The following is a 25,685-nucleotide window of genomic DNA, read 5'->3' on the forward strand; positions in this document are numbered from 1 at the left end:
TGCGGCCTCAACCACGGTGATCTCGCTGCGATATACTCGTTGAATTATGTCTAGTCGTTTCTCGTCTTTCATTGTCAGGGTTGTCATCCTTCCACCCTGACATAATTACGTTGCCGTTAACCCCTGACATAATCACTTTGCTACAACAGTTAGCAAAACCTTACGTTGACCCCCTGTGGTTAGCGTGTTAGATTTTGCCACGATGAGTACAGGCATTTTACGGACAGTCGGCTTGCTTACGGTGCTGTCCGGCTGCGCTACGGCGGTGCCTGAGCTTGTCGTTCCTCCCGACGGTATCTCCTGGTCTCCCAACGCGCCGTTCCGCGATCAGCCTAAGGCTGAAATATCCGCCGAAGCGCGCGCCTTCAACCATTTTCTCCGCGGCCATCAACTGATCAGCGAGGGCAACTTCGACGGCGCGCTCAAAGAACTCGAAGCGGCGGCGGCGGCGAACCCGGACGAGGCTTTTTTGCAGTTCCGTCTGGCGTCGTTTTATCTCCGTCGCGGCGAGATGAAAAAGGCGCTGGTGGCGGCTGAAGCGGCTGCCAAGCTTGAGCCCAAGAGCGCCGAGCATCATCTGCTTTTGGCCGGTCTCTATTCCTCCCTTGGCGAGACCCAAAAGGGGCTGAGCGAATATAACGAAGTGCTCAAGCTCGACGACAAGAATCAGGAAGCACGCCTGTACTTGGGGGCGTTGTACTTGCAAATCGAGGACTATGCCCGGGCCACTCAGAGGTTGGAGGAGCTGTTAAAGCTCGATCCCGATTCGGCGCTGGGCCACTATTATCTCGGCCGGGTGCGCGCTAAGAGCAAGCTTTATCTAGCTGCCGAGCAGAGCTTTCGCAAGGCGCTGGAGTTCAATCCCAAATCCGAAGCGGTTTTGATGGACTTGGCGTTGGTTTACGAATTGGAAGGCAAAACCGAGGACGCGATTCAGACCTATCAGCGCTTGCTGCAGGTGAATGCGCAGAACGGCTGGGCGCGCAAACGGTTGGGTGAGCTGTACGTTGGGCAAAATAAACTCGACGACGCCATGCGCCAGTTCGAAACCCTTCAAGGTTCCGAGAGCGATCCGCGCGAAACCCGCATTAAAATCGGTCTGATCTCTTTTGAGAAGGGCGATTTCGAGCGCGCCGCCACCGAATTCAATCTTGTCCTCGCCGGTGACCCCGACAACGACCGGGCGCGCTATTATCTCGGCGCCACCTACATTGAATTGAAATCCGACGACAAGGCGCTGGAGGCCTTTGAGCGGGTGCCGGAAAAAAGCGAGCTCTACGCCGACTCCCGTCTGCAAGCCGCTTATCTGTACGACCGCAAAGAGCAGATTCAAAAAGCCATCGAAGTATTGCAGCCGGCGCTCAAGAAACGCAACGACCGCAAGGAGCTATACGCTTTTCTGAGCGCGCTCTATCGTAAGTCGAAGGACTTTCCGAAAGCGATTCAATCCATGGAACGGGTCGTGGTGCTCGATCCCAAAAGCGATGAAGCGCATTTTCAGTTGGGCGCGCTTTACGACGAAGTAAAAAATAAAGACAAGTCGATCGCCGCGATGAAAAAAGCCATCGAGATCAATCCTAAAAACGCCCCGGCGCTGAATTACTTGGGCTACACCTGGGCCGAGATGGGCGTGCAGCTCGATGAGGCCGAAGACTTGATCCAGCGGGCGCTCAAGATTCAGCCCGACGACGGTTTTTACATCGACAGTCTGGGCTGGGTGTACTACCAGCGCGGCGATTATCCCAAGGCGGTGGAGCAGTTGGAGCGCGCCGTAGAATTGACTGCCGACGATCCGACCATCATCGAGCATCTCGCCGATGCCTACGATAAAGCCGGCAAGTCCGATCGCGCGCTGACGCGCTATCGTGACGCGCTCAAACGCACCAAGGAAGCCGAGCAGAGCAAGCGCATCCGCGACAAGATTTCCCGCCTGGAGAAAAAGGCTTGATCCCGTTTCACCGGCACGGGGCCGCGATTTCACTTCGCACCCGGCCAATTTTTTTATCCATCACGTTCGCGGTTTTATTTTCAGCGTGCACCACTACCGTGGCGCCGCCGATCATGCCGCAATTGCCGGCGCCGCGCTGGGAATCGGCGAAACTGATCGAAGCCCTCGGCCAGCGCCGCGCGCAGTTCAGCTCGCTGCGTTCTTTAGCGCGCATCAACTACGTCGGTCCCGAAGGCAAGCATGGCTTCGACGAAGCGGTGCTCGTGCAGCGCCCGGACCGATTGCGTTTGGAAACCTTGTCGATGTTGGGCGCGATCTTGATCGTCACCGCCAACGATAAAGAAATGATCGGTTATCATCCGCGCGAAGGCGTGCTGGTGCGCGGCCAGAGTTCGAAAGCGAACCTGCTGCGCTACACGCAAATCCCGCTGGAGTTGGACGAAATCACCGCCTTGCTCGCCGGCTTGCCGCCGGTGGACGGCGCGCTGGCGTGGCGCCAAGAGGGCAACGCGTTGATATTCTCCGCCAACGGGCTGCGCAAAGATAGCGTAGCTTTTGAATCCCAGTTGCTGGTGCCGACCCAGTGGCAGCGCTTCGACGGCAACGGCGCGGTGGAATTGACCGCGCTTTTTTCCGACTACATTTCCACGCCGGCCGGTTTGTTTCCGTCGAAGATTAATTTGGATGCGCCGCTGCAAAGTAAGAAGCTGGAAATCCGCTTTCAGGAGCCGGAACTCAATCCGACGATTCCGGCCGACTCCTTTTCCCAACAAAAGCCGGCTCATGTGCAAGAAATCCCCATCGAGATGATCGGTAGTTAAAAATGTTTGCGCGACGTTGGTGTTTCATTCTTGCAATTCTGTTTGTCACCGGCTGCGGCGACAAGAGCGAAGTCAAAGTCGCCGACGCGCCGACCACCGCGAGCGCGAAAGAAACCGGCAAGCCGGTCACGGGAGATTGGCTGGTCGCTCATAGTCTTAGCGATCCTGAACAATTGAATCCACTGACCAGTAACGATGCCTCTTCCAACGAGGTGTTGGGATTTATTTTAGAGAGCCTGCTGACTCGAAATCCGCGAACCTTAGAGATCAAACCTCTGATCGCCGAAGCGCGCCCGGAAATCGCACAAGATAAACTGACTTACACTTTTCGCATTCGGCAAGACGCCCGCTTTCAAGATGGACGCCCGCTTACCGGCGAAGACATCTTGTTTAGCGTCAAGGCTATCAAGTGCCCTTTTGTCAATGCGCCGTTTCTGCGCGTCTACTTCAATTCTCTGGTCGACGCTCAACTGATCGATCCCTATACGATTCGCTTCATCACCAAGGAACCCTACTTTCTGAACGAAAGCGTGCTCGGCGGAGTCACGGTGTTGCCGCGCCACTACTACGATCCGGAAAATCTCTTGCAGCGGGTGGCGGTGCGCGATCTCGGCCAAGATCCAGCCAAGTTGCCCGGCGAGGTAAAAAGATTCGCCGATCAGTTCAACAAAAACTATAGCCGCAACCCCATGGGGAGCGGGCCGTATAAGTTTAACCTCTGGAAAACCGGCCGCGAGCTTGGATTGCAGCGCGACAAAAATTATTGGGGCAACGGCAAGGCGGGGATAGATCAACCCCATTTGGATCGCCTCAAGTTTCGCGTGGTGAACAATTTTGATGCTGCTTTGGTCAGACTCAAAAGCGGCAGCATCGATTTTATGGAGGCGCTGCAACCGGTCCAAGTGATGCGCGGCACTGACAGTGAAAGATTCAAGCGCGAGTTCAAAAAGTACGAGTACTACGCGCCGACCTATTCCTACATCGGCTGGAACAACGACCATCCGATCTTTCGCGATAAGCGGGTTCGCCAGGCGATGACCTATTTGACCAATCGCGAACAAATCGTCAAAAGCGTTTTGTTCGGCCTCGGCGAAGTCGTCAACAGCCATATTTATCTATTCCGACCGGAGTACGACAAAACCCTGCCGAGTTATCCCTTTGATCCGGCCAAGGGGATGGCGTTACTTGCCGAAGCGGGCTGGAAGGACACCGACGGCGATGGCATTCTGGATAAAGTCATTGATGGCAAAAAAGTTCCATTTAGTTTCGAGATCAAAATCAATTCAGGTAATGCGGTGCGTAAAAGTGTTGCCTTGGTGCTCTTGGACGAGTTAAGAAAACACGGCATCGATGCGAGAGTTCGTGAGTTGGACTGGACGATATTTCTAAATGACGTCAAGAACCACCAATTCGATGCGATGGTGCTCGGTTGGCAGATGTCGACCACCGAGCCCGATGCCTATCAGGTTTGGCACTCGTCGCAAGCAGCTAACAAAGGCTCCAACGCGATCAGTTATAAGAACTCGCGGGTGGACGAAATTTTGGAATTGTATCGGCGCGAGTTCGACGCGCAAAAACGAATTAAGCTATACAATGAGTTTCAGAAAATTATCAGCGACGAACAGCCCTACACGTTTTTATATCTGCCGAAGCGGGTCTCAGCGCTGCAGCGCCGTTTCGCCGGCGTCGAGATTTTCCCCGACGGACTTCGACCGGTCGACTGGTGGGTTCCCTTGGCAGGACAAAAGTACGCGACGACGGCTACCGCCAATTAAGCGAACATGGGTCATTATTTAATTCAACGCACCCTATTGATGATTCCGACCTTCATCGGCATCACTTTGATCGGTTTTTTGATCATGCGGTTAGCGCCGGGCGATCCGGCCGAGTTGCGCGCCGCGGGCGGTCTTGGCGCCGCGGCGGGCGGCGGTATCTCGGTCGAGAAACGCGGCTCGGTGGATGAGGCCGTTGCGCAATGGCGCGCCCAGTACGGGCTCGATAAGCCGCTCCACGTTCAATATGCGGTGTGGCTCAAAAATCTTTTCACCTTGAATTTTGGCGAGTCGTTCAAGGACAATCAATCGGTCTGGGGAAAGATTCTTGAAAGACTTCCGGTCACCGTCAAATTAAATCTTTGGTCGATTCTGGTGGTTTACTTGGTCGCAATCCCGTTGGGTGTTTATTCGGCAACCCATCCAAATTCATTCGGCGATCAGGTCACGACATTGGCGGCGTTTGTGCTGTTTGCGGTGCCGCTGGTTTGGGCGGCGACGATGGCGATTGTGTTTATCTGCGGCGGCGATTTTTACTACTTGTTTCCGCCCGGCGGGTTGGAGTCGCTCGATTTTACCGATGATTGGCCTGTTTGGAAGCAGCTTAAAGACCACGCCTGGCATCTCTTTCTGCCGGTGGTGTTACTGTCATATGACGGTTTTGCCGGTATGTCGCGCTACATGAGATCAAGCATGCTCGAAGTGTTGGGCCAAGATTACGTTCAAGTCGCCAGAGCTAAAGGCTTGCCCGAGGGCATTGTCATTGCGAAACATGTGCTGCGTAATTCGCTGATCCCGCAGGTGACGATTCTGGCGTCGATCCTACCGGGAGTGATTGGCGGCAGCGTCATCATTGAAACGATTTTTTCCATCCCTGGTTTGGGACAGCTCGGTTTCGAATCGGTGCTGGCGCGCGACTATCCAACCGTGCTGGCGCTGTTCACGGTGAGCGCGGTTTTAACTCTTTTTGGTATTTTGCTTTCCGATATCCTATTGGCGGCCGTGGACCCGCGCATCGCTTTCGGACGTCGCCAACAATGAGCGCTACGCAATCGAACAACGCCGCGGAAACGGCTCAGGGGTTGTGGTCGGACGTTTGGAAACGCTTCAAGCGCAATCCCATCGCGCTGGCGGGTTTCTGCGTCGTTTGCATCCTCGCGCTCATGGCTTTGTTTGCCGATTTTCTTGCCAACGACAAGCCTTACTATACGGTATACAAAAGCAAGGCGTACTTTCCGATCCTGCGCGACTATCTTGTCGAAACCAAGCTTAGCCAGTGGCCCGCGGAGCTTTTGAACGTTGAATTTAGAAAACTTGAAGGCGCCAAATCATTTTTTCCGCCGATTCCGTACCGTCCGAGCAACATCAACCTGCTCGAACCGCTGGAGCCGCCATCGGCGAAACATTGGTTTGGCACTGACAAGCTCGGCCGCGATGTCATGGCAGGCATGATTCACGGTTCGCGAGTCTCGTTGTCCATCGGTTTCGTCGCTGTCGGCATCGCGGTCGCCATCGGCGTGGTTCTCGGCGCCATCGCCGGTTATTTCGGTTCATGGATCGACTTGATTGTTTCTCGGTTATTCGAGGTAATGCTGTCGATCCCGACATTTTTTCTGCTGATAACGATCGCGGCGCTGCTGCCGCCGAGCATTTTTTTGACTATGGCGATCATCGGCCTGACCAGTTGGGTCGGCATCGCGCGCTTCACGCGTAACGAATTTCTGAAAATTAGGAACCTGGATTACGTCACCTCGGCGATTGCGCTCGGCGCTTCCGACCGCAAAGTCATGTTCCGCCACATTCTTCCCAACGCCCTGGCGCCGGTGATCGTCTCGGTCGTGCTCGGCATCGCCGGCGCGATTCTGGTCGAATCGAGTTTGAGTTTTCTCGGCATCGGCGTCCCTGCGGAATTGGTGACCTGGGGCTCGATTCTCCACGAGGCCAGTAGCACGACCTTCGCCTGGTGGCTGGCGGTGTTTCCCGGCTTCGCCATCTTCATCACGGTGCTGGCCTACTATTTGGTCGGCGAAGGTTTGCGCGAAGTGCTCGATCCCCGTCTACGCGGCTTGCGTTAGTCCGGCGCTTTCTGTTAATTCGAATATCCACTATTTGTCGTCGGAGAATTCTCTATGATGCGCAGTCGCATGATCGCCGCGTTGCTGGCGCTGTTGCTCAATCCCAATTCGCTGTGGGCGCAAATCACCAAACCGATCTACGTTTCCTTGCCCGGCCCCGGCAATGTCCAGCATCTCGCTTACGCCGTCGCCAAGGAGAAAAAATTCTACGAAGAGATGGGCTTGAGCAACGTCAACATCGTCGTGCTGCGCGGCAACGCCATGAACGTGCAGGCGTTGATGTCGGGCAGCGTGCACTATTCGTCCGCTTTCGGGCCGTCCATGCAGGCGATGTTCAAGGGCGAGCAGATTCGCGTGCTGCTGCAAATCTTCAGTCAGATCCCCTTCGGCTTGATCGTCAACCCGGAGATCAAGCGGCTCGAAGATTTGAAAGGCAAAAAGCTCGCCGTCACCTTCGGCGGTTCCACGTATAGCGTCTTGCAGGCGCTGTTGGCCAAACATGGCTTCAACGAAAAGTTCGCCGAGTATTTGAACATCCCCGACAACGAAGGCAAGGCGGTGGCGCTGGTGCAGGGCCGGGCGGCGGGCGCTTTGTTCGCGCCGCCGACCGATCGGCCGTTGTTAAAAGCCAGCTTCAAGCGGCTGCTCTACATGGGCGACGAGTTCAAAAATATTCCCTTCAGCGCGCTGCAAGCGATGAACAAGCAAGTGCAGGACGAACCGGAGATGACCCAGCGCATGGTCAACGCGGTGCTGAAAGCGCTCTACTGGATTCGCGCCAATCGCGAGGGCGCCATGGACATCATTATGAAAACCGGCCGCTTGAACGAGCGCGAGATCGCCGCGTCGCTCTACGATCTGATGCGCGATGCCTATATTCCCTCGCTCAGCCCCGAAGGACTTTATAAGCGCGCCGAATTGGAATTTGCCGTGCTTAAAGAAAATCCGAATTTCAAGCCGGAACAGTTTGTCGACGACCGCTTCTACAAAGCGGCAGTGAAACTTTTGGCCAAGGAAGCCGGCGTGAAATTGTAGGAGCAAAAAATGGCGGAAAAAACTCTCGACGAAATCAAAGCGGAAATTTTTCATCGCGCCGGACGGATCAATCCGTTCGAGCGGGTGAAAAAAGCTGACGTCGAGCAAGTGATGAAGAGTTTGAGCAGCCTCGATTCAGATCTCTGGGGGCGCGAGTGGGGCAAGTTCGGCGCGCAGTACGAAGCCCAAGGCGACGAACAAGAGAAGCAAGGCAACAAGAAAGAAGCCGGCGAAACATTTTACTTGGCCTACGAATATTACCGCATCGGCCGTTATCCGGTGCCGAGCAGTCCGGAGAAAATGACTTGCTACAAAGGCGCGCTGCGGACGTTTCTCAAGGCCGCGCCATACATGGACCCGCCGTTGGAGCGCTGCGAGATCCCCTTCGAAGGAAAAAAAGTTGTCGGTTATCTGCAAGTGCCCAAAGGCGTGAGCCGTCCGCCGGTGGTGATGCACTGGGGCGGCGTGGATGGCTGGAAAGAAGATCGGCGCACCAACAGCGACGTGCTGCTCGATAAGGGGTTGGCTTGCTTCACCATCGACATGCCCGGCGCCGGCGAAAATCCTTGCCTTGGGAATGACCCCCACGCCGAGCGGACATTTTCCGCGGCGATGGATTATCTCGAAAGCCGCGCCGACATCGACGGCAAGCGCATCGCTTGCATGGGCGGCAGCTTCGGCGGCTACTGGGCCGCCAAGCTCGCGCATACCGAACCCAAACGTCTGCGCGGCGCAGTTAACTGGGGCGCTGGCATACATCGGACGTTTCAAGAAGAGTGGCTGCGGCCGGCGTTGACGCTGACGGCGTCGCAATATTTGATGGGGCCGGCGAGTCTTTTGGATGCGCGCTCCTACATTTTTGGTGTAAAGTCGCTGGAAGAAGTGCTCAAGATCGCGCCGACGCTTTCGCTGGTGGCGCAGGGTTTGATCGACCAGCCCTGCGCGCCGCTTCTCTGCATCAATGGCAAAGAAGACGACCAGCATCCGATCAGCGATCTGTATCTGCTCGCCGAGCACGGCAGTCCGAAGGATCTGCGCATCATCCCGGCGCCGGCCACATGGGACGCAAGAAGGGCGAATCGAACGACGAAGTGGTGCGCATCGTAACCACTTGGCTAAAAGAAAAACTAGCGTAGTGTATTTGAAATCTGAAATCTGGAATTTGAAATTCCGAACAAAGTGAGGATGACATGGCACGTATCGCAACGATTACAAAAAAAGAGCAACTCGACGAGGCTGGGCAGAAAGTTTATGACGCCATCGCGCAAAGCCGCGGCGTGGTCGGCGGGCCGTGGCTGGCGCTGCTGCATAGTCCGGAGATGGCGCAGCGGACCATGCATCTTGGCGCCTATGTGCGCTTCGAGTCGACTCTGGATCACAAGGTTCTTGAGTTCACGGCGTTGGTCGCGGCGCGGGAGCTTGATTGCAAACATGAATGGGCGGCGCATATTAATCACGGCACCAAGGCGGGCATTGCCATGGAAACCATCCGCTTGGTCCATGCCAAGAAAGGCGCGGAGAGTTTTTTCTCCGAAGACGCCCAGATCGTCAGCTTCGTGCGCGAGATGATTCATAACCATCGAGTCAGCGAGCCGACCTTTCAGGCAATCTATAATCGCTTCGGCGAGAAAAGCATGGTCGAGTTGACCGCCACCGTCGGCTACTACGCGATGCTCGCCTGCACGCTCAATACTTTCGACGTTTACACGGCTACGCCACCCGATGATCTCAAGATTTAAGCTGGAGAATTTCCGTGCGTGTTGTCGGTCTTGAAGATTGTAGTCAGACAAATTAATTACCTGACTCAATCGAAGAGTCGTCTCAAAAATCGACCAGGGACAATGCACCGAGCGGTAGAACCAGCGTCAGGCGACGCATCTGGTCTAGGCACCAATGTCCGCACTAGACAGGTGTTGAACTTTTCGCATTGAGCCAAGCGAGTTCCAAAACGCCTCGTCAACGACCACCGCCATCTTCTTACCCCAACGGCGGAGGGTTGGAACTTTGATTTGAAGCTGTGGCATCAAGCGTTTTGGACCAGACGAGCGGAAATCGGGTCGCCTGTGAACGGCAGGGAAAGGCAAGCCAGGTCCGCTCCAGTTACGCATTATGCGAAAATCGTTCTCCATACTCTTGCCGGAGAAATACACCGCTTGCATCTCCAAGGCACACCACTCAAGGCGCTGACTCGCTGTGTTAACGAGCACACTATCAATACGCCCCACTTCATTTTCCGTCGAGCTTTCTTTGCTACCCGAATCGGCCATCAGGAAAGACACTTCGTTGACCACTACGGGCGATTTGGTTCCAATTAAAGTTTCACCAACCCAGCTATGGACTATTCCCGCCTCATAGAAGCGGGTGGGGCACGTGGTTACCGGCTTCGCCGAAATATTCACAGCACCACCTACTTCTCTTTCGAACTCTACCAGCGAGCAAACTCCCCATTTTTTGTGGCATGAAGTTCCCTTGCTTTTGTAAGGACAACCGATGGTTTTGTGGTCTGCGCTCGCCGCCTGACGCAAAGCTGAAGTCGTCATTTGCTGAATCGCGCGTCCAAAAATCTCGGCGGCGCCGTATCGCATCGTTGCTGGCATTGCGGCAATCTAGCCGAAAATCATTCACGAGGAAAGGCAGACTACAGATTCGAGATTGGCTCATGGCCGTTGACAGGGCGTGCGCGGGACGGATAGTCTCGGGCACAAATTGATTCGGCAGGAAGGGATTCGGACAATGAAACTTAAAGATCAAGTGGCGCTGATCACCGGCGCGGGCAGAAACATCGGCAAGGCGATGGCAAAGCTTTTCGCTTCGGAAGGGGCGAAGATCGTCGTCGCCGAGATGCATGAAGGGCGCGGCCAAGCGGTGGTCGATGAGATCAACAAATCCGCCGGCCAAGCGGCGCTGGTGCTGGGCGATGTTTCCAAGTCGGCTGACGTGCAGCGCTTGGTGAAAGAAGCGGCGAGCAAGTTCGGCGGCATCGATATCCTGGTCAATAACGCGGCGCTCACCGATCACGCCAATATTTTCGATAGCACCGAAGAAGAGTTCGACAAGATTATCGCCGTGAGTTTGAAGGGACCCTATCTGGTAACCAAATACGTCGCGGTGCAGATGAGGGACCAGGGACGTGGCGGCAAGGTTTTGAACTTCGGTTCAACCTCGGGCTTAGTCGGCCGCTTCGACGGTATCGCTTACGCGGCAGCCAAAGCCGGCGTCATCAACATGACCCGCGCCATGGCGGTGCAGCTGGCGGAGTACAACATTCGGGTCAATTGCATCGTTCCCAACCGTTCCGGTTCGCCGGTGGGTTATGACGACGACGTGGCCGGCAGCCGGACCTTTCAAAACCTCGCCGGACGGCTCGGCACCGCCGACGATCAAGCCAAGGCGGCATTATTTCTAGTTAGCGACGATTCCAGTTTCATCATCGGTCATCCGCTGATCGTCGACGGCGGCGTGATGGCGACGGCTAATTTCCCGCGCGAACAGTTTCAGAAGTAAATCTGAATTCGTTCGAACCGTTCCAATCGTTCAAAACGATTGAGTAGGATGCCGACTATGCGCAAGCTTGTTTCAGCCTGGTTGACGATCATTCTCGCGTTGGCGATTAGCTCCGATTCCCATTCGGCAACCCCGCCGCGCAGAGCGGTTATCGGCCACGCGGCGCTCAATGCCCGCTTGGCGCCGCTGTGGGTGGCGGAGGATTTCGGTTTTTTCGTTAAGTATGGCGTCAACGCCAACGCGATCTTCATCCGCCAAGCGCCGGTGTTAGTCGCGGCGCTCACCGCCGGCGATGTCCACGCCGCCTACACCGGCGGGACTACCGTGCTAACCGCGGTGACCGGCGGCGCCGATCTGAAAACCGTCGCGACGCTGACCAATAAAATTGGCTACGACGTGGTGGCGGCGCCGAGCATCAAGACGGCGAAAGATTTGCGCGGCAAAAAAGTCGGTGTGCAGACCCTGGCCGGTACCGTCTGGATGGGCGCGATGCTCGGGTTGGAATACTTGGGGTTAGATCCCGAGCGCGACAAAATAACTTTTCTCGTCATCGGCGATCAGACCGTGGCGACCCAGGCTCTCGAAGCGGGGCAGATCGACATGACCGTGCTCGACGGCGTGTTCAGCCGGCGGCTCAAGCAAAAAGGATTTAATATTCTCGCCGAGCTCGGCAAGGCGAACATTCCATTTTCCTCCCAAGGTTTGGTGGCGCGCGGCGCGACCTTGCGCGATCAGCGCGATTTGATCGAAAGCCTCCTCAAGGGACTGCTCGAAGGCATGGTTTTTTGTTTGTCGCCGCGAAACAAGCCAGCGGTGGTGGCGACGATCATGAAGCGGTTGAAGCTCAACGACACCGCCTCCGCTGAAGAAGGTTATCTCGACGTGATCAACGGCGTCGAGCGCAAACCGTTTCCGACGCTAGATGGCCTGCGCAACATTCAGCGCTTGATGAAGCTGCGCAATCCAGCCATCGAGAAATTCAAAGTCGAAGAGATGATCGACGATCGGATATTGCGCCAGTTGGACGCCAGCGGGTTCATCGACGGTTTGACGAAAATTTACCCAGCAAAATAGTTTTTAAGGAATCTGTTTCCCCTGCCGTCATACCGGCGCAGGCCGGTATCTATCCTCAACCGCCCAACCTGGATACCGTTCTCCAACGGTATGACGGATTCTGTCCGTCACCTGGATGCCGGCCTGCGCCGGCATGACGGCATTTTTTATTGTGACGCATAACCAGGTACCGTCGCTTTTCTATCGAGAGATCAAGCGTCGCTAGCGAAACAGCGGTAAGGCGGCGATGCGTCGGTCGATGTCGGCCATGATCTTTTTGTATTCCTTGCTCTCCACGCTGTCGAAGCGGCGCTTGAAGTCTTCCGCCGACAGGAACGGCGGCAGGTCGGCGGTGGCGGGCAGGATATCTTGTTCGCGTAATCCATTGCCGAGCTTTTCTTGCAATTTTTTCGCGCTGGCGCCGTAGGCGCCAAATCTTTTGCCGGCGCGATCGGCGGCAAAATTTTTGATCGCGATGCCGTTCTCGGCGCGGGCGTCTTCGATTTCTTTGTACACGCCGACCGCTTGCGCGAAAGCGCCGCCGGCGTTGGCGGCCAAGGATGCGGCGGTGATGAAGTGGCGGGGGAATTCTTCCGGGGTGTCGAGCACGACGCGATGTTTGGCCGGTGCCGGCCAACTTTTCGCGTCGGGGAGGATAGCGTCCAACGGTTTGGCGGTGACGTAGTGCATGAGAATAAATAATGCGGCGCGATTTTCCACTGCCGCGTCGCCGCTCGCCGAACGCTCAGCGGCGAGTTTTAACATCGCCACGAGCAAATCGGTCAACGGCAAATCAGCTTTTTTCGCTGATTGGACAACCTCCGCCAAGCGTTCTTGATAGGCGCGCAGCTGCTCTTGATTCTTGCGCGGGATGAGCACGGCGCGCAGTTGATCGCCTAGATTAGCTTGCCACTGATAGGTCACCGCCATCCGGGCTTCGTTAATACTGACTTTTTTCACCGCGTCGATGAACGCCTGGTAATCAAGATCCGGTTGAAACCACGACAAGATTCGCGGCGCGACCCAGCGCGCCAGCCACGCCGGCACCGTCAGCTGGCCGATGCGCAGAGACTCCAAGTCGGCGCTGGGATCGTTTTCCGCCAGCGCCGCGTCGACATTCACAAATAGTGGAATCGGGATCAGCGGCAGGCGCAGACTCGCGCCGGCGTTAAAGTTGGCGCGGCGCAATTCGACGCGCGCGCTGCCATGGGCAAACTGCTGCGCCAAGTAGTTGGCGGCGAGGTCGAGGTCGGCGGCGCTGGTGGCTACAGTTCTCGTCTCACCGGACTTGAGTTTGCGCGGATCGTTGTTATCGAGAATGCGCTTGGCGCGCTCGACGCTCGCCGGCGTGACCGACGCCGCGCGCTCGATGGTCGGATGACCGTCGACGGCGAGATAGAGCGCGAAGGCGAGGGCCACCGGGGTTAGAAAAATCAGCAGGAAGATCAGCTTGAAGAAAAATCGCATCTTGTTGCCTCGGCTGAAATTAGGCGATCTGAAGAAAATTTGCCAGAAAAAAACTGGCTCAGTGGATTGCTTGAGTCCGTTCTTCAACCAATGGCTATCCTGCCGGTTATGATCTAATCAGACGGCGCGCAAGGAGAGACGGAAAATCTCGACGGCCATCGGCGATTAGATAGATGTAGACTTGTTTCTCGATAACTCGGTAGATGATTCGATAGGGTTTGAAGAATAATTACCGATATTCCCGTATCCCGAGCGCGGAAAGCTCCTTTGGGTAAGAGCCTCGGTCCAGGCGGTTATTCAGGCTCTCGATAACATCGGCGATGCGGTTAAGTAGGTTTTCGGCTCTGCCTGGAATGTCGTGTTCGACTACGTACCTGTAGATTTCTTCGAGATCGACATTTGCATCGTCGGTGAGCAGCACTTCGAAGCTCATCAGTCACGCGCCTTCAGTGTCCTCAGCCGCTTGATCGCGGCCTGCGCTGATATCACCTTGCCGTCCTCGATCTGCCGGTTTCCCAGGGCGAGAATTTTCAGCAGCGCCATGGTGTCTTGGGTTTGTTCGTAGGACGCAACGTCCTGGATGACCGCCGTGGCGACGCCGTTCTGAGTGATCACCAGCGGCTCGCGCCGTTCGGTCATCTGGCGAATCACTGCCGCGGTATTGGCTTTCAAATAACTGATGGGTTTAATTTGATCGGACAATTTCATCGAAAGTACCTCATTGCGATAAACCAAATATAGACTGAATTCAGTCTGATCTCAATCTTTCTTCCGCTCAAGCCAGCTCAGACTTCAACCAATTGACGATGGTCGGAAAGGTCTGCGGCGTTTGGCCCATGTGGCCGCCGGGGAAGACCCGCGCTGATTTTGGTGTGCCGTATTCCAACAAAATGTAGAGATCGGCGATCGGCGTTTGCAGGTCGTCTTTGCCGTTGACGATGAGCATGGGGCAGGACGGTTTGTCGAGCCAGCCTTGATCTTTCAATCTAATATTCTCCGCTGCTTGCGGCGGGCACAACTAAATGGGGTTTCCAAAGGGGGCGAGCATCCCCTTTGGTCGCGAGCGGGGTTCATACCCCGATCGCGAAATGCCGAGTTGATAACTCGGACCAGGGTTTGAACAGGTCGGTGAATTTTTCCACGCCGAACAGGCGGCAGCGGGCGATGTCGTGGTCCATCAAATAACTTTCCGCGTTGGTCGATTCGCGCAGCCATTCTTCTTGGAAAAAATAATGCACGCCGCCGCCCCAGACGATCGCCGCGCGCAACCGTTTGGCTTCGACGTGGGCCATCTTGGCCGACCAGTAGCCGCCGAAGCTGCGGCCCATGATGGCGATTCTTTTCGCATCGACATCAGGCCGCGTTTCCAAAAAATCGATCACGGCGCTGAAGATCGACTCGGCGGTGGGCGAGGCTTTGATCGGACACTCGCCGACACCGGGCATGTCGACGGCGCAACTCGCTATTCCCGTCTGCTGCAAGCCTTCGTCGTATTCGTAGCTTTCCGCTTTGAACGAATCGATGCCGCCGAAGTTGATCACGATCGCATGTTGCTTGCCGTCTTTCGGCACGCGCACGTAGATGGGAATCTTGCCGACCTTCGAGTCGATTTCGATTCTTTCCAACACCGGCTCGAAATATTTGCCGGCCTTTTCATAAACTTCTAAACTTTTGCGGAAGCACTCCATTTTTCCCGGCGTGTGCGGCGTCGGGTAGCGGCCGGTGGCGTAGTAAGCGTAAGCTTGTACATAGGCTTCGCGGGCTTCTTTGAACCTGCCTTCCTTCTCGAACTGAATGCCCTGTGCTTCGTAGGGCCGAGCGACGCGCGACCACTCCTTGGCCCAGAGTTCGGGATCTTTGCTGGTGAGATTGGCGAGCACCGATTCGACGTCGGCGCCTTTGGCGTGACGAAAAGTGTTGCGCTTGCCGGTGCGCGAGCGGATCATCGCTTTGATTTCGTCGAGATTTTTGCCCCGGCCCATGAATGCCTCCTTGGCGGTCGTTCAATAAACTAAGTCACTTCGCGGCCGGGGTATGGATCCTGGCCTTGATGTGTAATCTCCTTTGGATAGCCCATTTGATGATTCCACCCTGCTACCAGCGTAGTCGATAACAAAATGGTTCGAACCGTTCAAACTGTTTATGTTGGCAGTTTGACGATTTAATGCTATGGGAGATGCAATTCGTGAAATTTCGCCTCCACACAGGTTGAATCAAGTGTGCGGAGGCCGTAAAACGTGAAGAGCAAGCAGCGGCGACATTGCCACCATGGCTGATCTAATCCAAGTCAAAAATCTCCAGACCTCTTTTTTCACCCCCGAGGGCGAAGTGCGCGCCATCGACGGGGTGAGCTTCGAGATCGCCGAAGGCAAGACCCTCGGTCTGGTCGGCGAGTCGGGCTGCGGCAAGAGCGTGACTTCGCTGTCGATTATGCGCTTGATTCAGTCGCCGCCGGGGAAAATCGTCGGCGGCGAGATTTTTTACCGCGGCAAGGATCTGCTTAAGCTCGGTAACGAGGAGATGCGCAAGATCCGCGGCAACGAGATCTCGATGATCTTCCAAGAGCCGATGACTTCGCTCAACCCGGTGTTTACCGTCGGCAATCAGATCGGCGAAGCGATCAAGCTCCATCAAGGTCTCAACAAGCGCGACACCCGGGCAAAAACCATCGAAATGCTGCGCTTGGTCAATATCGCCGACCCGGAGTCGCGCGTCGATTCCTATCCGCACCAATTAAGCGGCGGCATGCGCCAGCGGGTCATGATCGCCATGGCGTTATCGTGCAATCCGGCTCTGTTGATCGCCGACGAGCCGACCACGGCGCTCGACGTGACGATTCAAGCGCAGATTCTCGAATTGATGAAGGCGCTGCAGCAAAAGATCGGCATGGCGCTGCTCTTGATCACCCACGATCTCGGCGTGGTCGCCGAGCAGGCCGACGAAGTGGCGATCATGTACGCCGGCAAGATCGTCGAACGGGCGAACACCGCGGCGATCTTCAACCGGCCGTTTCATCCATACACCGTTGGCTTGTTGAACTCCTTGCCGAGCGTCGGCGGCGCCAAGAAAAAACGGCTCGACGCGATTCCCGGTGTGGTGCCCAATCCGCTCAAGTTGCCGAGCGGCTGCCGCTTCCGCGATCGCTGTCCGAAAGCGGCCGACGCCTGCGCCCAGAGCGAGCCGCAACTGGTGGAGAAAGAGCCGGGCCATTCGGTAGCGTGTCATTTTCCGCACACGGAGCTGAGACAGAGTTAGAAATGATAACAATGCATATTGCAGATTGCAGAATGGAGAATGCAAAATTGGGGAGCGGGGATTCGGATTTTGCCTTATGCATTCTGCAATCTGCATTTTGAGTTGAGTTTATCGATGAGCCTATTAGAGATTCGCAACCTGAAAAAGCATTTTCCCGTCGGCGAAGGTTTGTTCTCGCGCGGCAAGGGCGCGGTCAAGGCGGTGGACGGCGTTAATTTGACGATCAACGAAGGCGAGACCGTCGGCTTGGTCGGCGAATCGGGCTGCGGCAAGTCGACTTTGGGCCGGGCGATTCTGCGCTTGATCGAGCCGACCAGCGGCGAAGTGTTGTTCCAGGGTAAAAATATTTTAGCCATGGGGCCGCGCGAGCTGCGCAACATGCGCCGCGAGATGCAGATCATCTTTCAAGATCCCTACGCTTCGCTCAATCCGCGCATGCGTGTCGGCGATATCGTCGGCGAGGGTTTGGAGATCCACAAACTCGCCAAGGGCAAAGCCAAGCGCGACCGGGTCATGGAACTGCTCGGGCAGGTCGGCTTGCGCGAAGATCACTTCGACCGCTATCCGCACGAGTTCAGCGGCGGCCAGCGCCAGCGCATCGGCATCGCCCGCGCCCTGGCCGTCAGTCCCAAGTTCATCGTCTGCGACGAACCGGTGTCGTCGCTCGACGTATCGATTCAAGCGCAGATCATCAATTTGCTGCAAGAGTTGCAGGAGAAGATGCATCTGACCTATCTGTTCATCTCCCACGATCTGCGCGTGGTCGAGCATATCAGTCACCGTGTCGCGATCATGTATCTCGGCAAGGTCGTCGAGATCGCCCAGGGCGACAAAATTTATCACGGCGCCAAACATCCCTACACCAAGGCGCTGTTGTCCGCCGTGCCGCTGCCCAATACCAGCCAGAAAAAAGAGCGCGTGGTGCTGGAGGGCGACGTGCCCAGTCCGGTAAACCCGCCATCAGGTTGCGCCTTTCATCCGCGTTGTTCTTTTCGCGAAGCGCTGTGCAGCCAGAGCGAACCGCCATTAGATTTCGCCGCCGATGGCCACGGCGCGGCCTGCCATGTGTTTGGGCCGAACAAGCGCGCCTGACCGCGCTACGCTCGGAATTTGGATTCCAAATTCTCACACAGACCAATGCGGGTAGGTTTTTGATTGAGTGCGCAGCGTGAGGGGGACGCAAAGTAAGGCATCGCTCCCGATCGGTCTCGCACAGGCAAAACTACGAACCTTCACTACCGCACGGAAGGCAAAAAACTCGCAATCAATGTCGGACGGCTGGACCTGAACGAAAATTCGTCGATTGATCTCCGCTGCGTTCAGGTTACACGCCCGAGAAGTAGAAGCTAAACAACGGCAGGCGTTTTTGTTCGCCGGTCCTTTTGGCGCTTGCGCTGACGTTTATCCGGGATGGTGTGTTTTGCGGATGAGCGGATGAGAATTTCAGCGGCGGTAACGATGACTTCCAGCCGCTCGGCCATATGGCGAAAATATTTGGTCGGGAGAAATAGACCCTTGGGAGTGATCTTTATGCCGTCTTTCGTTTCCATGGTCGGATCGACGCGGGATTGGCCACTTCAATTGTTTTTAAGTGACGCAGCGCGCCCCTTTCAATGATCAACGGGGTCGAGTCTTCGGCAAGGTCGAGGTCGACCAAGCTATGGTTGGACCAGAACTCATCCTCCTGTTCCCAGGAATCGAACTTAGGAATGGCCCGCATTTTTTTTCTCATATCGCGTTCTCTCTTTACCAGTTAAATCCATGGCGGTGACCAAAAAATAGCGTCCTCTGCCTTGGAACTGTAAAACGATCTTGAGCAATCGGCGCGCCTGCGTTCGTCCAATGACGACAACTCTAACGGGATCTTGTTTGTGCCTAAGACGGATCGCCTGACGGTGCGCCAGCACCTCCTCGACTTCGTAGCGCCGAACTCGATGTTTTTCCCAAATTTTCTCCGCGATGAACGCCGTAACGATGAGCTGGTTGAGCCACAGTTCGGCATAGTAGCGCAAGTTTTCGAGAAAACAACCGGCGGCCAGCAGGTAGAATGAGCCCCGTAGGATCGGTTGGGTCCGTCGATTGAACTCCGGACCGATTCCGACGGAACCCATCGGCTGGGGCCGGAGGCAACTTCGGACGGCATGGGTATCGCTGGCTCCACCCATTCTACAAACTGATGTAATTCGTTCCGGGTTTTCGAACGCGAAACACAAAACTCGAAACCCGAAACTAGAGCTGCCGCCACCCCTCCTACCAACCGCCAACCGCGACAGATCGCGGCAGACCCGGACAATTTAAATCCGAAGCTCCGCGCTCAAGCAGATTTACGGAAACTTCATCCATGCTCTTCTTGTCTGACTACGGCGAAATCGATATTCATCGCGCTCGCAACAACGTTAGCGAGAGTTTTTTAGAGGCGTAGTAAGAGCAGGCGAAAATATCAACGCAGTGGAAGAGAAAGGGGCAACGGATATGAAACGGATACTCAGTACAACGGTGGCGCTCGCGGTGTTGGCGATATTTATATCGTCGGCGCAGGCGGCGATCACCATCAACAAAGCGGAAATCAATCAGGGTGCTGTTGTGGTGAACGGCAAAAGAGCAGCAGCCAACGCCGACATATTCTGGGAGGGCGACCCTACCAAAGTTGCGACGGCAAATGGAAAAGGTGCTTTCAATTTTACGACGACGAATCTACCGGCGGACTGCGTTGGACGGCTGAAGATAGGGACCGAGGAGAGAGACGTGGTGATTGCCGGTTGCGCACACCCGCTCAAGACGGGGCAGACAAACGACTTTGGAGTTACTGGTTCCGACGGTGATCTTGAGAAGGGCACGGCGCGGAGCTACACGGACAACCTTAACGGAACGATCACGGATAATTCGACGGGGCTTGTCTGGGAAAAACTTACGAGCGACAACGTAGGCAATTTCTACACCTGGGCAGACGCCTTTGCGGTAAAGATCGCGGCGCTGAACACCGTGCCTTGCTTCGCGACTCACTGTGACTGGCGGCTGCCGAATATAAACGAGCTTCAATCGTTAGCGGACTACGGGCATGTTTTGCCGGCCATCAACCCTGTGTTTAACAACGGCGTGGACAGCTTCACGCAATCGTCCGTCTACTGGTCGTCTACTACGTACCAGAGCAACCCGAACGACGCGTGGAACGTGAGCTTCTTCGACGGTTTCGTGTTTCCGTTCAACAAGAACTTCAACTTCAGCTACGTGCGCGCAGTTCGCGGCGGCTCTTAATCCTTCGGTACGCGCGTTGCGCTACTCAGGACAGGACTTGGTTATTTGGTGATTTGAGTATTTGTCCCTCGATACGCGCTTCGCGCTACTCGGGATAATCCCTCGTTACGGTTCCTGCGGAACCTACTCGGGACAAACGGATGTTGGAATTCCGTTGATCCTGAGTAGGCCTAGAAGGCCGTACCCCTCGATACGCAACCTGAGAAGGTTGCTACTCGGGGAAACGGGGTATGCATGCCGACTGCCCCGAGTAGCCACCGTTGCGGTGGCGTATCGAGGGGTGGGGCTATGCACTACTCAAGGTGGGCTGCGCGCTGGTAGCGGAGCGGCTTTTAGCCGTGCGGACCTTAGATCTGCATTCTGCGGCGCTCCCTCGCGTGGGCTACGTGTTCACCGCCGGTTTTCCGACACACCTCTCAGGTTTTTACATTAGAGCGGCAATAAATCGGGGCCTGATCGTGGTTGAGGCGAGCCAAGCCTTTAATCCGTCAGCCGGTGCAATGCGGCGAGTCCCTCGCACCGTGTCCATACCCGCGCGCGACCTCGCTGCGCTCGGTATGGCAGATTCCAAATTCCAGATTCCAAATTGACGGCCCAACATAGCAGTTGATTTAGGCCGTGCCGATGGTACAATTGCCTCAGTACTAAACAGCTTGACAGGACCGGCAGTCTTTTGAAGGCCTCTCGGGAGCGATTCCGAGGGGTTTTTATTTTGTCTGGGAGTTTTACTTATGGCAGACGCCAGCGTGCCGATGACGGGTAAGGGCCACCAGTTTTTGGTGGAAGAGTTGAAGCGCTTAAAGAGCGTCGAGCGGCCGAAGAACGTTCGTGAGATCGAAGAGGCGCGCGAGCATGGCGATCTTTCGGAGAACGCCGAATTTCACGCCGCCAAAAATCGCCAATCCTTGCTCGATCTGCAAATCCGCGACACCGAGGACAAGATCGCGCGGGCCCAGGTGATCGACATCAGTAAACTGTCCGGAGACCGCGTGGTGTTTGGCGCCACGGTGTCGTTGGCCGATGGTGACATCGGCGATAAGGTGGTATATCAAATCGTCGGCGATCACGAAGCGGAACCGAAGAACGGTAAAATTTCGATCAGCTCTCCCATCGCGCGCGCCTTGATCGGCAAGAGCGAAGGGGATGAGGTTCAGGTCCAAACCCCGACGGGCATTCGCACGTTCGACATTCTCAGCGTCGAATACATCGAATAGATCGCCACGCCGCTCGGGACGGACCTTTCTGGAAAGGAAGCATGTCCTTTTCGGCGCACAAGGCTGCCGCCAAGTTTCTCCGCCCACCGCCTGTTGGCGCATCGGTGCATCATTTCTTTAAATTCTCGACCATCCGCGCGGTTCGGTTGATCGCCGCGCTTTTCTGGCAATTGATTTTTTTCTCCGCGGCCGGCGCAGAAATATTCATCGAACCACGAGTCGGTTTTCACGGCGTGTTTCAACTTGGCCGGCCTTTTCCCTTGGAAGTCGAGCTGACCAACAGCGGCCGGCCCGCTGAGGGGCTACTCGAAGTCCAAGTCTGGAAAGGCGGCGCGACCAAAGGCGGGGCGCCCTTCGCGGTCAATTATCGGCGCTAAGTATTTCTCGCCGCCCAGGCGCGCAAGTCCGTGCAATTGACCGTCGATCCGGATTTCATCAGCCGGCCGTTGACGATCTCGTTCGTCAGCGCGGCGGGCCGCGCCAATAAAGATCTCGACCTGCGCCGCTACTTCGCGCCGGGGCCGGTGCTTTTACTGTTGAGCGAGAGCCAGGTTTTTACGACGCTAAGCGGGATGCCCAACAACCGCTTGGTTGCGCTCGCGCCGGCGGAACTGAGCGCTGATCCGCGCGCGCTGCTCGGCGTCTCCCATGTGATTGTCTACGATCAGTCGCTGCGCGATTTGGCGCGCGGCCAGCTCGCCGCGCTCGATACTTGGCTAAGCGCCGGCGGCAAGTTGATCGTCATCGGCAGTTTGAACTTCGCCCTCTATCAAGACGCGGCCCTCGGCCGCTTCTTGCCCGTGCGCGTCACCGGCACCAAACGGATCGCTTTTACTCCAGCGGTTGGCAAAGGCGAGCGCGCGATTACTCTCGCCGGCGTTTGGGCTCAGGAGTCGAAACTTTTAAATGGTAAAGCGCTGCTGGAAGCGGACGGCTTGCCGCTGCTGGTCGAAGCGAGCCGCGGCCGGGGCCGCATCGTTTATCTCGCTCTGGATATCGGGCGAGCGCCGTTGGCGCAGTGGCAGGGTTTGCCGAAGTTTTTGCAAAGCGTGCTCGGACCCCTCGCTGGCAACGATCAGCCACTGCCCCATAGCGAGTGGAGCGACGCGGTCTTCAACCAGCTGGTCGCCAGTCCGACCTTTATTTCGACCTACGTGCCTTTCGTTTCACTTTTGCTAGCGCTAGTTGGTTATCTGTTCGCCGTCATCGTCCTGCCTTGGCTGGCCCACCGTCGGCGCTTGACGCTGCGCGCCATGATTGTCGGTCTGTCCGCGCTGGTCTGCGGCGCGGCGCTGGCCGGCTATTTTCATTTCGATCGCGGCGGCCATATACCGGATGGCGTGTTGATGTCGTCGACGGTGTTGGAAAGCAGCGGCGATGGTTATGTCGACGCCCAGGCGAACTTGGCGCTGTTCTCGACCCAGTCGCGGGTCTTCGATCTCGAGATGGCGCGCGGTTGGATGGATCTGACGCCGGTCTCCAGCCGGGCGCGGCTGAATGCCGCGCCGGCGCTGGTGGAGCAAGACAGCGGCGGCGGCAGCCGCTACCATTTGCCGCTGCGTGAGTGGGACTACCGGCTGTTTCGTTTGCGCTCGGTGGAGCGGTTTCCGCTGCGCGCCGAGTTTGAAACCCAAGGCGATCAGTTGGTCATGAAAATGAATAATCAGAGCGAGCACGAGCTGACCGATTGCTGGCTGCTCTTGCCGGGACAACGCGTCGATCTCGGCTCGATTCCGCGCGGCGCCAGTTGGCGCCGAAGCTTTTCGTTAACTGCTCCGAAGCCGCCAACTGACGGCGCGCCGAACCGCGCCGAGGTCGTAAATTTCCGCGATCTCAAATTCGCCGACAAGACCCGCGAGATTTTGTTTCACTCGTCGTTTTTTCCGCGTGACGGCGAAGCCCGCTGGGCCGGCGATGGGGCGCTTTTTTTCGGTTGGCTGAAAAATCCCCGGCCGCGGGTGCAACTTCACGACCCACGCATTCAAACCCAAGACTACGCGCTGTTTCGCGCCGCGATCCCGCTCAACCGTGGGGAGGACGAATGAACGGCAACCCGGTGTGGCGCGAAAGCATCGAAGTGTATTTCGCCGAAGGGCACGGCTTTCAGGTTTATTTCTATTTACTGGCGATTCTCGCGCCGGTGGAGTTCTTCGCCCTCTATGTGCCCTCCATGGACGCGCAAATGTGGAGCGGCTCGGCGAGTCTGTTCAAAGTCTGCACCGTCACGGCGCTGATGTTGATGGTTTATTTTTCTCTGCGCGTGGCGAACCAGGAGTTCGCTCCCTGGCGCTTTCAGCGCCTCAGCCATTGGCTGCATCAACAGGGACAGACGGCGGCGGCGGTCAGCCGGGCGCGGTTCGGTTTTTTGCTCGCCCATATCGGTCTATCGCTGCTGGTTGCGGCGCCGCTGTTGGTTTGGGCCGGCGCCATCGCGCGCACACCGTTGGCCACTATCGCCGCGGTGTTTTTGCTCTTGCCGTTTTATTCTTTGAGCTACGGCGTCTGGGGGCTCGTGGCCTTGGCGCTGTGGGAACGCAAGCCCGAGAACCGGCAAGTTTTCATCCGCTGCTTTTTTGCCGCCCTGGTGATTCTCTCGGCGTTGCTCTACCTGCCGCTCAACCCCATCGCGTTTTTACTCGCCAGCCAGTCGAGTCTGGAATTGTCGTCCCTGGCGCGCTTCGGTTGGCCCTGGCCGGCGGCGTGGATTCATTTAATTTTTCATCTTGGGCTCGGCGCGGCTGGTTACGTTTTGCAGCGTTGGGCCTTGCGACGGGAGAGTTAGCCGTGAGCGCCGCGCAAAAACTATTGGAAGAAAAGTTCGCCGCCGTGCTCGCCTGGGAGCGGCGCAAACGATGGGAGCAGATTCTTGGCAACGCGGCGGCATCGGCGTTGCTGCTGGCGCTGCTCTTGCTGCCGCTCAATGGCTATCTGCCGAATTTTGAATCGCGCTGGTTCGTTGTCGCTGCACTGCTGCTCATCGTCGCGCCCTATTTTTATTACCGGCAGCGTTGGCGCGGGCAGGACGACCGGCGCGCGCTAGTGCAACTCGACAAAGCGTTAAATTTAGACGAGCGCGCCAGCACGGCGTGGGAATTAGCGGCTCGCGGCGACGGCGGCGCCACGGCTGAGTTGGTATACCAACAAGCGCAGGAGCGCCTAGCGACGATTGAACCGCGCACGCTGCTGCCGCGCCAGTGGAATTGGCCGGCCTACACGGTGCTGCCGCTGTTCGCTCTTTGGTCGGCGCTGCTTTGGTTTGACAGCGAGGACTGGTTCGTTGAGCGGCAGCGCGGGCCAAAAGTTTTGGCCCATCAGCTGCGTGACTATGCCCGTGAGATCCAGGAAAAAGCTAAAAGCGAATCCCTTCGTGAGAGCCTCAAAGCCGGCCAGGAATTGGAAAAGCTGGCGCAAAAAAATCTCGCCGCGAAGGACGGCGACGAACAGTTGAAAAAAGAGTTGGCCGGTGCGGCGCAAAAACTAGCGGCGGCGGGCAAGTCGGCCAGCGATAAAAATTCTTTCGCGGCGGGGGAGAGCCAGCAAAGCTTGCAGGATCTCAAAGCCGAGTTGGAAGCGGCGCGGGATCTGTTCAATGACGGCGCCAAAGGCGGCCAGGAGTTGCCCAAACAGTGGATGGATCGCCTGGCAGGTTTGCCGCAGCTCAAGCGTCAGATGGACAAGCAAGCCCAGGGCGATCGCGGCGGGGGCGCCAACGAACTCAAAGCGTTTCTCGACCGCTTGAATCAACAGACCACCGGCGAGCTTGACCGGCGCGCCTTGCTCGACGCTCAACAATATCTCGAACAGATGATGCAATCCGGCCAGGGACAGAAAAATCAAAGCAACATGGCAAGCGCGGCGCGCGGCGAGCAAGAAGGCGCCGGCGACGGTGAGCGGGAAAAAAATTACAACAACCGGCCCGGCAGCGAGCCGGGAAAAAACGACGGCGGCAAATCGTTGCCGGAGTTTCGCGGCGGCGCGCAGACGCAAGTGAAAAGCTTAATTGGCGCCGGCGACAGCAGCGCGGTTTTTTTCAAAGGCAAGCCGACCACGGGCAAGAGCGAACTTGACCAGCAGGAAGTGGTCGCCAACTACCGGCGCCAAGCCGAGCAGGAACTTAACTCCGAGCGCGTGCCGGAGGCGTTGAAAGAGACGATTAGGAATTATTTTATGTCCTTGGAGAAAACTAGGAAGTGAGTTTTTAGTGTTTAGTTTTTAGTGTTTAGTTGTCGGAGGGGATTTCCGGTTCTTACTAACTACTGACAACTGACAACTGTATTGAGGAGCTG

The 25,685-nt window shown here is 56.5% G+C and carries 25 protein-coding genes and 1 pseudogene; 18 read left to right on the forward strand and 8 right to left on the reverse strand.

Features of this window, described 5'->3' with window-relative positions; translation table 11 throughout:
• Positions 1–202 precede the first annotated feature (202 nt).
• The 8 genes from EXR70_07335 (at position 203) to EXR70_07370 (ending at position 9,390) form a co-directional block, all read left to right on the forward strand.
• Positions 203–1,948: a tetratricopeptide repeat protein gene (locus EXR70_07335; GenBank protein MSP38287.1), complete on the forward strand. Its 1,746-nt coding sequence runs from the start codon at positions 203–205 to the stop codon at positions 1,946–1,948.
• 113 nt (positions 1,949–2,061) lie between these two features.
• Positions 2,062–2,769 carry a DUF4292 domain-containing protein gene (locus tag EXR70_07340; protein MSP38288.1) on the forward strand — a complete coding sequence of 236 codons (708 nt, stop codon included), beginning with the start codon at positions 2,062–2,064 and terminating at the stop codon, positions 2,767–2,769.
• Between the two features lie 2 nt (positions 2,770–2,771).
• The gene (locus EXR70_07345) at positions 2,772–4,544 is read left to right on the forward strand and encodes a hypothetical protein (protein ID MSP38289.1); all 1,773 of its coding nucleotides are present in this window, start codon (positions 2,772–2,774) and stop codon (positions 4,542–4,544) included.
• 6 nt (positions 4,545–4,550) lie between these two features.
• Positions 4,551–5,582, forward strand: a complete 1,032-nt coding sequence (locus tag EXR70_07350) for an ABC transporter permease (protein MSP38290.1) — start codon at positions 4,551–4,553, stop codon at positions 5,580–5,582.
• On the forward strand, positions 5,579–6,616 hold the full coding sequence (locus EXR70_07355; protein MSP38291.1) for an ABC transporter permease: 1,038 nt from the start codon (positions 5,579–5,581) through the stop codon (positions 6,614–6,616). Before EXR70_07350 ends, EXR70_07355 begins: the two co-directional genes overlap by 4 nt.
• Positions 6,617–6,670: 54 nt before the next feature.
• Positions 6,671–7,651 (forward strand): ABC transporter substrate-binding protein, encoded by a 981-nt coding sequence (locus EXR70_07360; GenBank protein ID MSP38292.1) that lies wholly within the window; start codon positions 6,671–6,673, stop codon positions 7,649–7,651.
• Between the two features lie 9 nt (positions 7,652–7,660).
• Positions 7,661–8,758 carry an alpha/beta fold hydrolase gene (locus EXR70_07365; protein ID MSP38293.1) on the forward strand — a complete coding sequence of 366 codons (1,098 nt, stop codon included), beginning with the start codon at positions 7,661–7,663 and terminating at the stop codon, positions 8,756–8,758.
• A gap of 83 nt (positions 8,759–8,841) precedes the next feature.
• Positions 8,842–9,390, forward strand: a complete 549-nt coding sequence (locus tag EXR70_07370) for a carboxymuconolactone decarboxylase family protein (protein ID MSP38294.1) — start codon at positions 8,842–8,844, stop codon at positions 9,388–9,390.
• 144 nt (positions 9,391–9,534) lie between these two features.
• On the opposite strand, the gene EXR70_07375 is transcribed toward EXR70_07370, so the two are convergent.
• Positions 9,535–10,248, reverse strand: coding sequence for a hypothetical protein (locus EXR70_07375; protein MSP38295.1), 714 nt, complete (start codon positions 10,246–10,248; stop codon positions 9,535–9,537).
• A 136-nt stretch (positions 10,249–10,384) separates the two neighbouring features.
• Here EXR70_07375 and EXR70_07380 point away from each other — a divergent pair, with 136 nt between their 5' ends.
• Both EXR70_07380 and EXR70_07385 read left to right on the forward strand, forming a co-directional pair.
• Entirely contained in the window at positions 10,385–11,155 is a 771-nt protein-coding gene (locus EXR70_07380; GenBank protein ID MSP38296.1) for an SDR family oxidoreductase, read from the forward strand.
• 48 nt (positions 11,156–11,203) lie between these two features.
• On the forward strand, positions 11,204–12,229 hold the full coding sequence (locus tag EXR70_07385) for an ABC transporter substrate-binding protein (GenBank protein ID MSP38297.1): 1,026 nt from the start codon (positions 11,204–11,206) through the stop codon (positions 12,227–12,229).
• Positions 12,230–12,430: 201 nt separating this feature from the next.
• Here EXR70_07385 and EXR70_07390 read toward each other — a convergent pair whose 3' ends face one another.
• The 5 genes and pseudogenes from EXR70_07390 to EXR70_07410 form a co-directional block, all read right to left on the reverse strand.
• Positions 12,431–13,675: a hypothetical protein gene (locus EXR70_07390; GenBank protein MSP38298.1), complete on the reverse strand. Its 1,245-nt coding sequence runs from the start codon at positions 13,673–13,675 to the stop codon at positions 12,431–12,433.
• Positions 13,676–13,781: 106 nt separating this feature from the next.
• Positions 13,782–14,108 (reverse strand): annotated as a pseudogene (locus EXR70_07395) (type II toxin-antitoxin system RelE/ParE family toxin).
• A complete protein-coding gene (locus EXR70_07400) occupies positions 14,108–14,383 on the reverse strand; it encodes a type II toxin-antitoxin system Phd/YefM family antitoxin (protein MSP38299.1) in 276 nt (91 codons plus the stop codon). The pseudogene EXR70_07395 and the gene EXR70_07400 overlap by 1 nt, the downstream one beginning before the upstream one ends.
• A gap of 67 nt (positions 14,384–14,450) precedes the next feature.
• Positions 14,451–14,660 carry a hypothetical protein gene (locus EXR70_07405; GenBank protein ID MSP38300.1) on the reverse strand — a complete coding sequence of 70 codons (210 nt, stop codon included), beginning with the start codon at positions 14,658–14,660 and terminating at the stop codon, positions 14,451–14,453.
• A gap of 85 nt (positions 14,661–14,745) precedes the next feature.
• On the reverse strand, positions 14,746–15,657 hold the full coding sequence (locus tag EXR70_07410) for an alpha/beta hydrolase (GenBank protein MSP38301.1): 912 nt from the start codon (positions 15,655–15,657) through the stop codon (positions 14,746–14,748).
• 286 nt (positions 15,658–15,943) lie between these two features.
• Between EXR70_07410 and EXR70_07415 the strand changes: the two genes are divergently transcribed.
• Both EXR70_07415 and EXR70_07420 read left to right on the forward strand, forming a co-directional pair.
• Positions 15,944–16,930 carry an ABC transporter ATP-binding protein gene (locus EXR70_07415; GenBank protein ID MSP38302.1) on the forward strand — a complete coding sequence of 329 codons (987 nt, stop codon included), beginning with the start codon at positions 15,944–15,946 and terminating at the stop codon, positions 16,928–16,930.
• A gap of 114 nt (positions 16,931–17,044) precedes the next feature.
• On the forward strand, positions 17,045–18,022 hold the full coding sequence (locus tag EXR70_07420) for a dipeptide ABC transporter ATP-binding protein (protein MSP38303.1): 978 nt from the start codon (positions 17,045–17,047) through the stop codon (positions 18,020–18,022).
• A gap of 254 nt (positions 18,023–18,276) precedes the next feature.
• Here the strand turns inward: EXR70_07420 and EXR70_07425 are convergent, their stop codons facing one another.
• On the reverse strand, positions 18,277–18,480 hold the full coding sequence (locus tag EXR70_07425; GenBank protein MSP38304.1) for a hypothetical protein: 204 nt from the start codon (positions 18,478–18,480) through the stop codon (positions 18,277–18,279).
• Positions 18,481–18,633: 153 nt separating this feature from the next.
• The gene (locus EXR70_07430; protein ID MSP38305.1) at positions 18,634–19,041 is read right to left on the reverse strand and encodes a hypothetical protein; all 408 of its coding nucleotides are present in this window, start codon (positions 19,039–19,041) and stop codon (positions 18,634–18,636) included.
• A gap of 361 nt (positions 19,042–19,402) precedes the next feature.
• On the opposite strand from EXR70_07430, the gene EXR70_07435 reads away from it, so the two are divergent.
• From EXR70_07435 to EXR70_07460, 6 genes are all read left to right on the forward strand, one after another.
• Positions 19,403–20,185, forward strand: coding sequence for a DUF1566 domain-containing protein (locus EXR70_07435; protein ID MSP38306.1), 783 nt, complete (start codon positions 19,403–19,405; stop codon positions 20,183–20,185).
• 731 nt (positions 20,186–20,916) lie between these two features.
• Positions 20,917–21,399 carry a transcription elongation factor GreA gene (gene greA / locus EXR70_07440; protein MSP38307.1) on the forward strand — a complete coding sequence of 161 codons (483 nt, stop codon included), beginning with the start codon at positions 20,917–20,919 and terminating at the stop codon, positions 21,397–21,399.
• A gap of 41 nt (positions 21,400–21,440) precedes the next feature.
• Positions 21,441–21,776 (forward strand): hypothetical protein, encoded by a 336-nt coding sequence (locus EXR70_07445; GenBank protein MSP38308.1) that lies wholly within the window; start codon positions 21,441–21,443, stop codon positions 21,774–21,776.
• 30 nt (positions 21,777–21,806) lie between these two features.
• Positions 21,807–23,444: a hypothetical protein gene (locus tag EXR70_07450; protein ID MSP38309.1), complete on the forward strand. Its 1,638-nt coding sequence runs from the start codon at positions 21,807–21,809 to the stop codon at positions 23,442–23,444.
• A complete protein-coding gene (locus EXR70_07455; protein MSP38310.1) occupies positions 23,441–24,181 on the forward strand; it encodes a hypothetical protein in 741 nt (246 codons plus the stop codon). The genes EXR70_07450 and EXR70_07455 overlap by 4 nt, the downstream gene beginning before the upstream one ends.
• A 2-nt stretch (positions 24,182–24,183) precedes the next feature.
• On the forward strand, positions 24,184–25,593 hold the full coding sequence (locus tag EXR70_07460) for a hypothetical protein (protein ID MSP38311.1): 1,410 nt from the start codon (positions 24,184–24,186) through the stop codon (positions 25,591–25,593).
• The last annotated feature ends 92 nt before the right edge of the window (positions 25,594–25,685 follow it).

This window comes from Deltaproteobacteria bacterium, assembly GCA_009692615.1.
Classification (GTDB): domain Bacteria; phylum Desulfobacterota; class Binatia; order UBA9968; family UBA9968; genus DP-20.

Coding starts and splice junctions, on each gene's coding strand:
- EXR70_07345 (MSP38289.1), top strand. CDS start 2,772: ATGTTTGCGCGACGTTGGTGTTTCATTCTTGCAATTCTGTTTGTCACC.
- EXR70_07390 (MSP38298.1), bottom strand. CDS start 13,675: ATGCGATTTTTCTTCAAGCTGATCTTCCTGCTGATTTTTCTAACCCCG.
- EXR70_07435 (MSP38306.1), top strand. CDS start 19,403: ATGAAACGGATACTCAGTACAACGGTGGCGCTCGCGGTGTTGGCGATA.
- EXR70_07370 (MSP38294.1), top strand. CDS start 8,842: ATGGCACGTATCGCAACGATTACAAAAAAAGAGCAACTCGACGAGGCT.
- EXR70_07445 (MSP38308.1), top strand. CDS start 21,441: ATGTCCTTTTCGGCGCACAAGGCTGCCGCCAAGTTTCTCCGCCCACCG.
- EXR70_07355 (MSP38291.1), top strand. CDS start 5,579: ATGAGCGCTACGCAATCGAACAACGCCGCGGAAACGGCTCAGGGGTTG.
- EXR70_07410 (MSP38301.1), bottom strand. CDS start 15,657: ATGGGCCGGGGCAAAAATCTCGACGAAATCAAAGCGATGATCCGCTCG.
- EXR70_07360 (MSP38292.1), top strand. CDS start 6,671: ATGATGCGCAGTCGCATGATCGCCGCGTTGCTGGCGCTGTTGCTCAAT.
- EXR70_07375 (MSP38295.1), bottom strand. CDS start 10,248: ATGCCAGCAACGATGCGATACGGCGCCGCCGAGATTTTTGGACGCGCG.
- EXR70_07425 (MSP38304.1), bottom strand. CDS start 18,480: ATGGAAACGAAAGACGGCATAAAGATCACTCCCAAGGGTCTATTTCTC.
- EXR70_07420 (MSP38303.1), top strand. CDS start 17,045: ATGAGCCTATTAGAGATTCGCAACCTGAAAAAGCATTTTCCCGTCGGC.
- EXR70_07430 (MSP38305.1), bottom strand. CDS start 19,041: ATGGGTTCCGTCGGAATCGGTCCGGAGTTCAATCGACGGACCCAACCG.
- EXR70_07350 (MSP38290.1), top strand. CDS start 4,551: ATGGGTCATTATTTAATTCAACGCACCCTATTGATGATTCCGACCTTC.
- EXR70_07400 (MSP38299.1), bottom strand. CDS start 14,383: ATGAAATTGTCCGATCAAATTAAACCCATCAGTTATTTGAAAGCCAAT.
- EXR70_07380 (MSP38296.1), top strand. CDS start 10,385: ATGAAACTTAAAGATCAAGTGGCGCTGATCACCGGCGCGGGCAGAAAC.
- EXR70_07415 (MSP38302.1), top strand. CDS start 15,944: ATGGCTGATCTAATCCAAGTCAAAAATCTCCAGACCTCTTTTTTCACC.
- EXR70_07455 (MSP38310.1), top strand. CDS start 23,441: ATGAACGGCAACCCGGTGTGGCGCGAAAGCATCGAAGTGTATTTCGCC.
- EXR70_07335 (MSP38287.1), top strand. CDS start 203: ATGAGTACAGGCATTTTACGGACAGTCGGCTTGCTTACGGTGCTGTCC.
- EXR70_07385 (MSP38297.1), top strand. CDS start 11,204: ATGCCGACTATGCGCAAGCTTGTTTCAGCCTGGTTGACGATCATTCTC.
- EXR70_07340 (MSP38288.1), top strand. CDS start 2,062: ATGCCGCAATTGCCGGCGCCGCGCTGGGAATCGGCGAAACTGATCGAA.
- greA (MSP38307.1), top strand. CDS start 20,917: ATGGCAGACGCCAGCGTGCCGATGACGGGTAAGGGCCACCAGTTTTTG.
- EXR70_07365 (MSP38293.1), top strand. CDS start 7,661: ATGGCGGAAAAAACTCTCGACGAAATCAAAGCGGAAATTTTTCATCGC.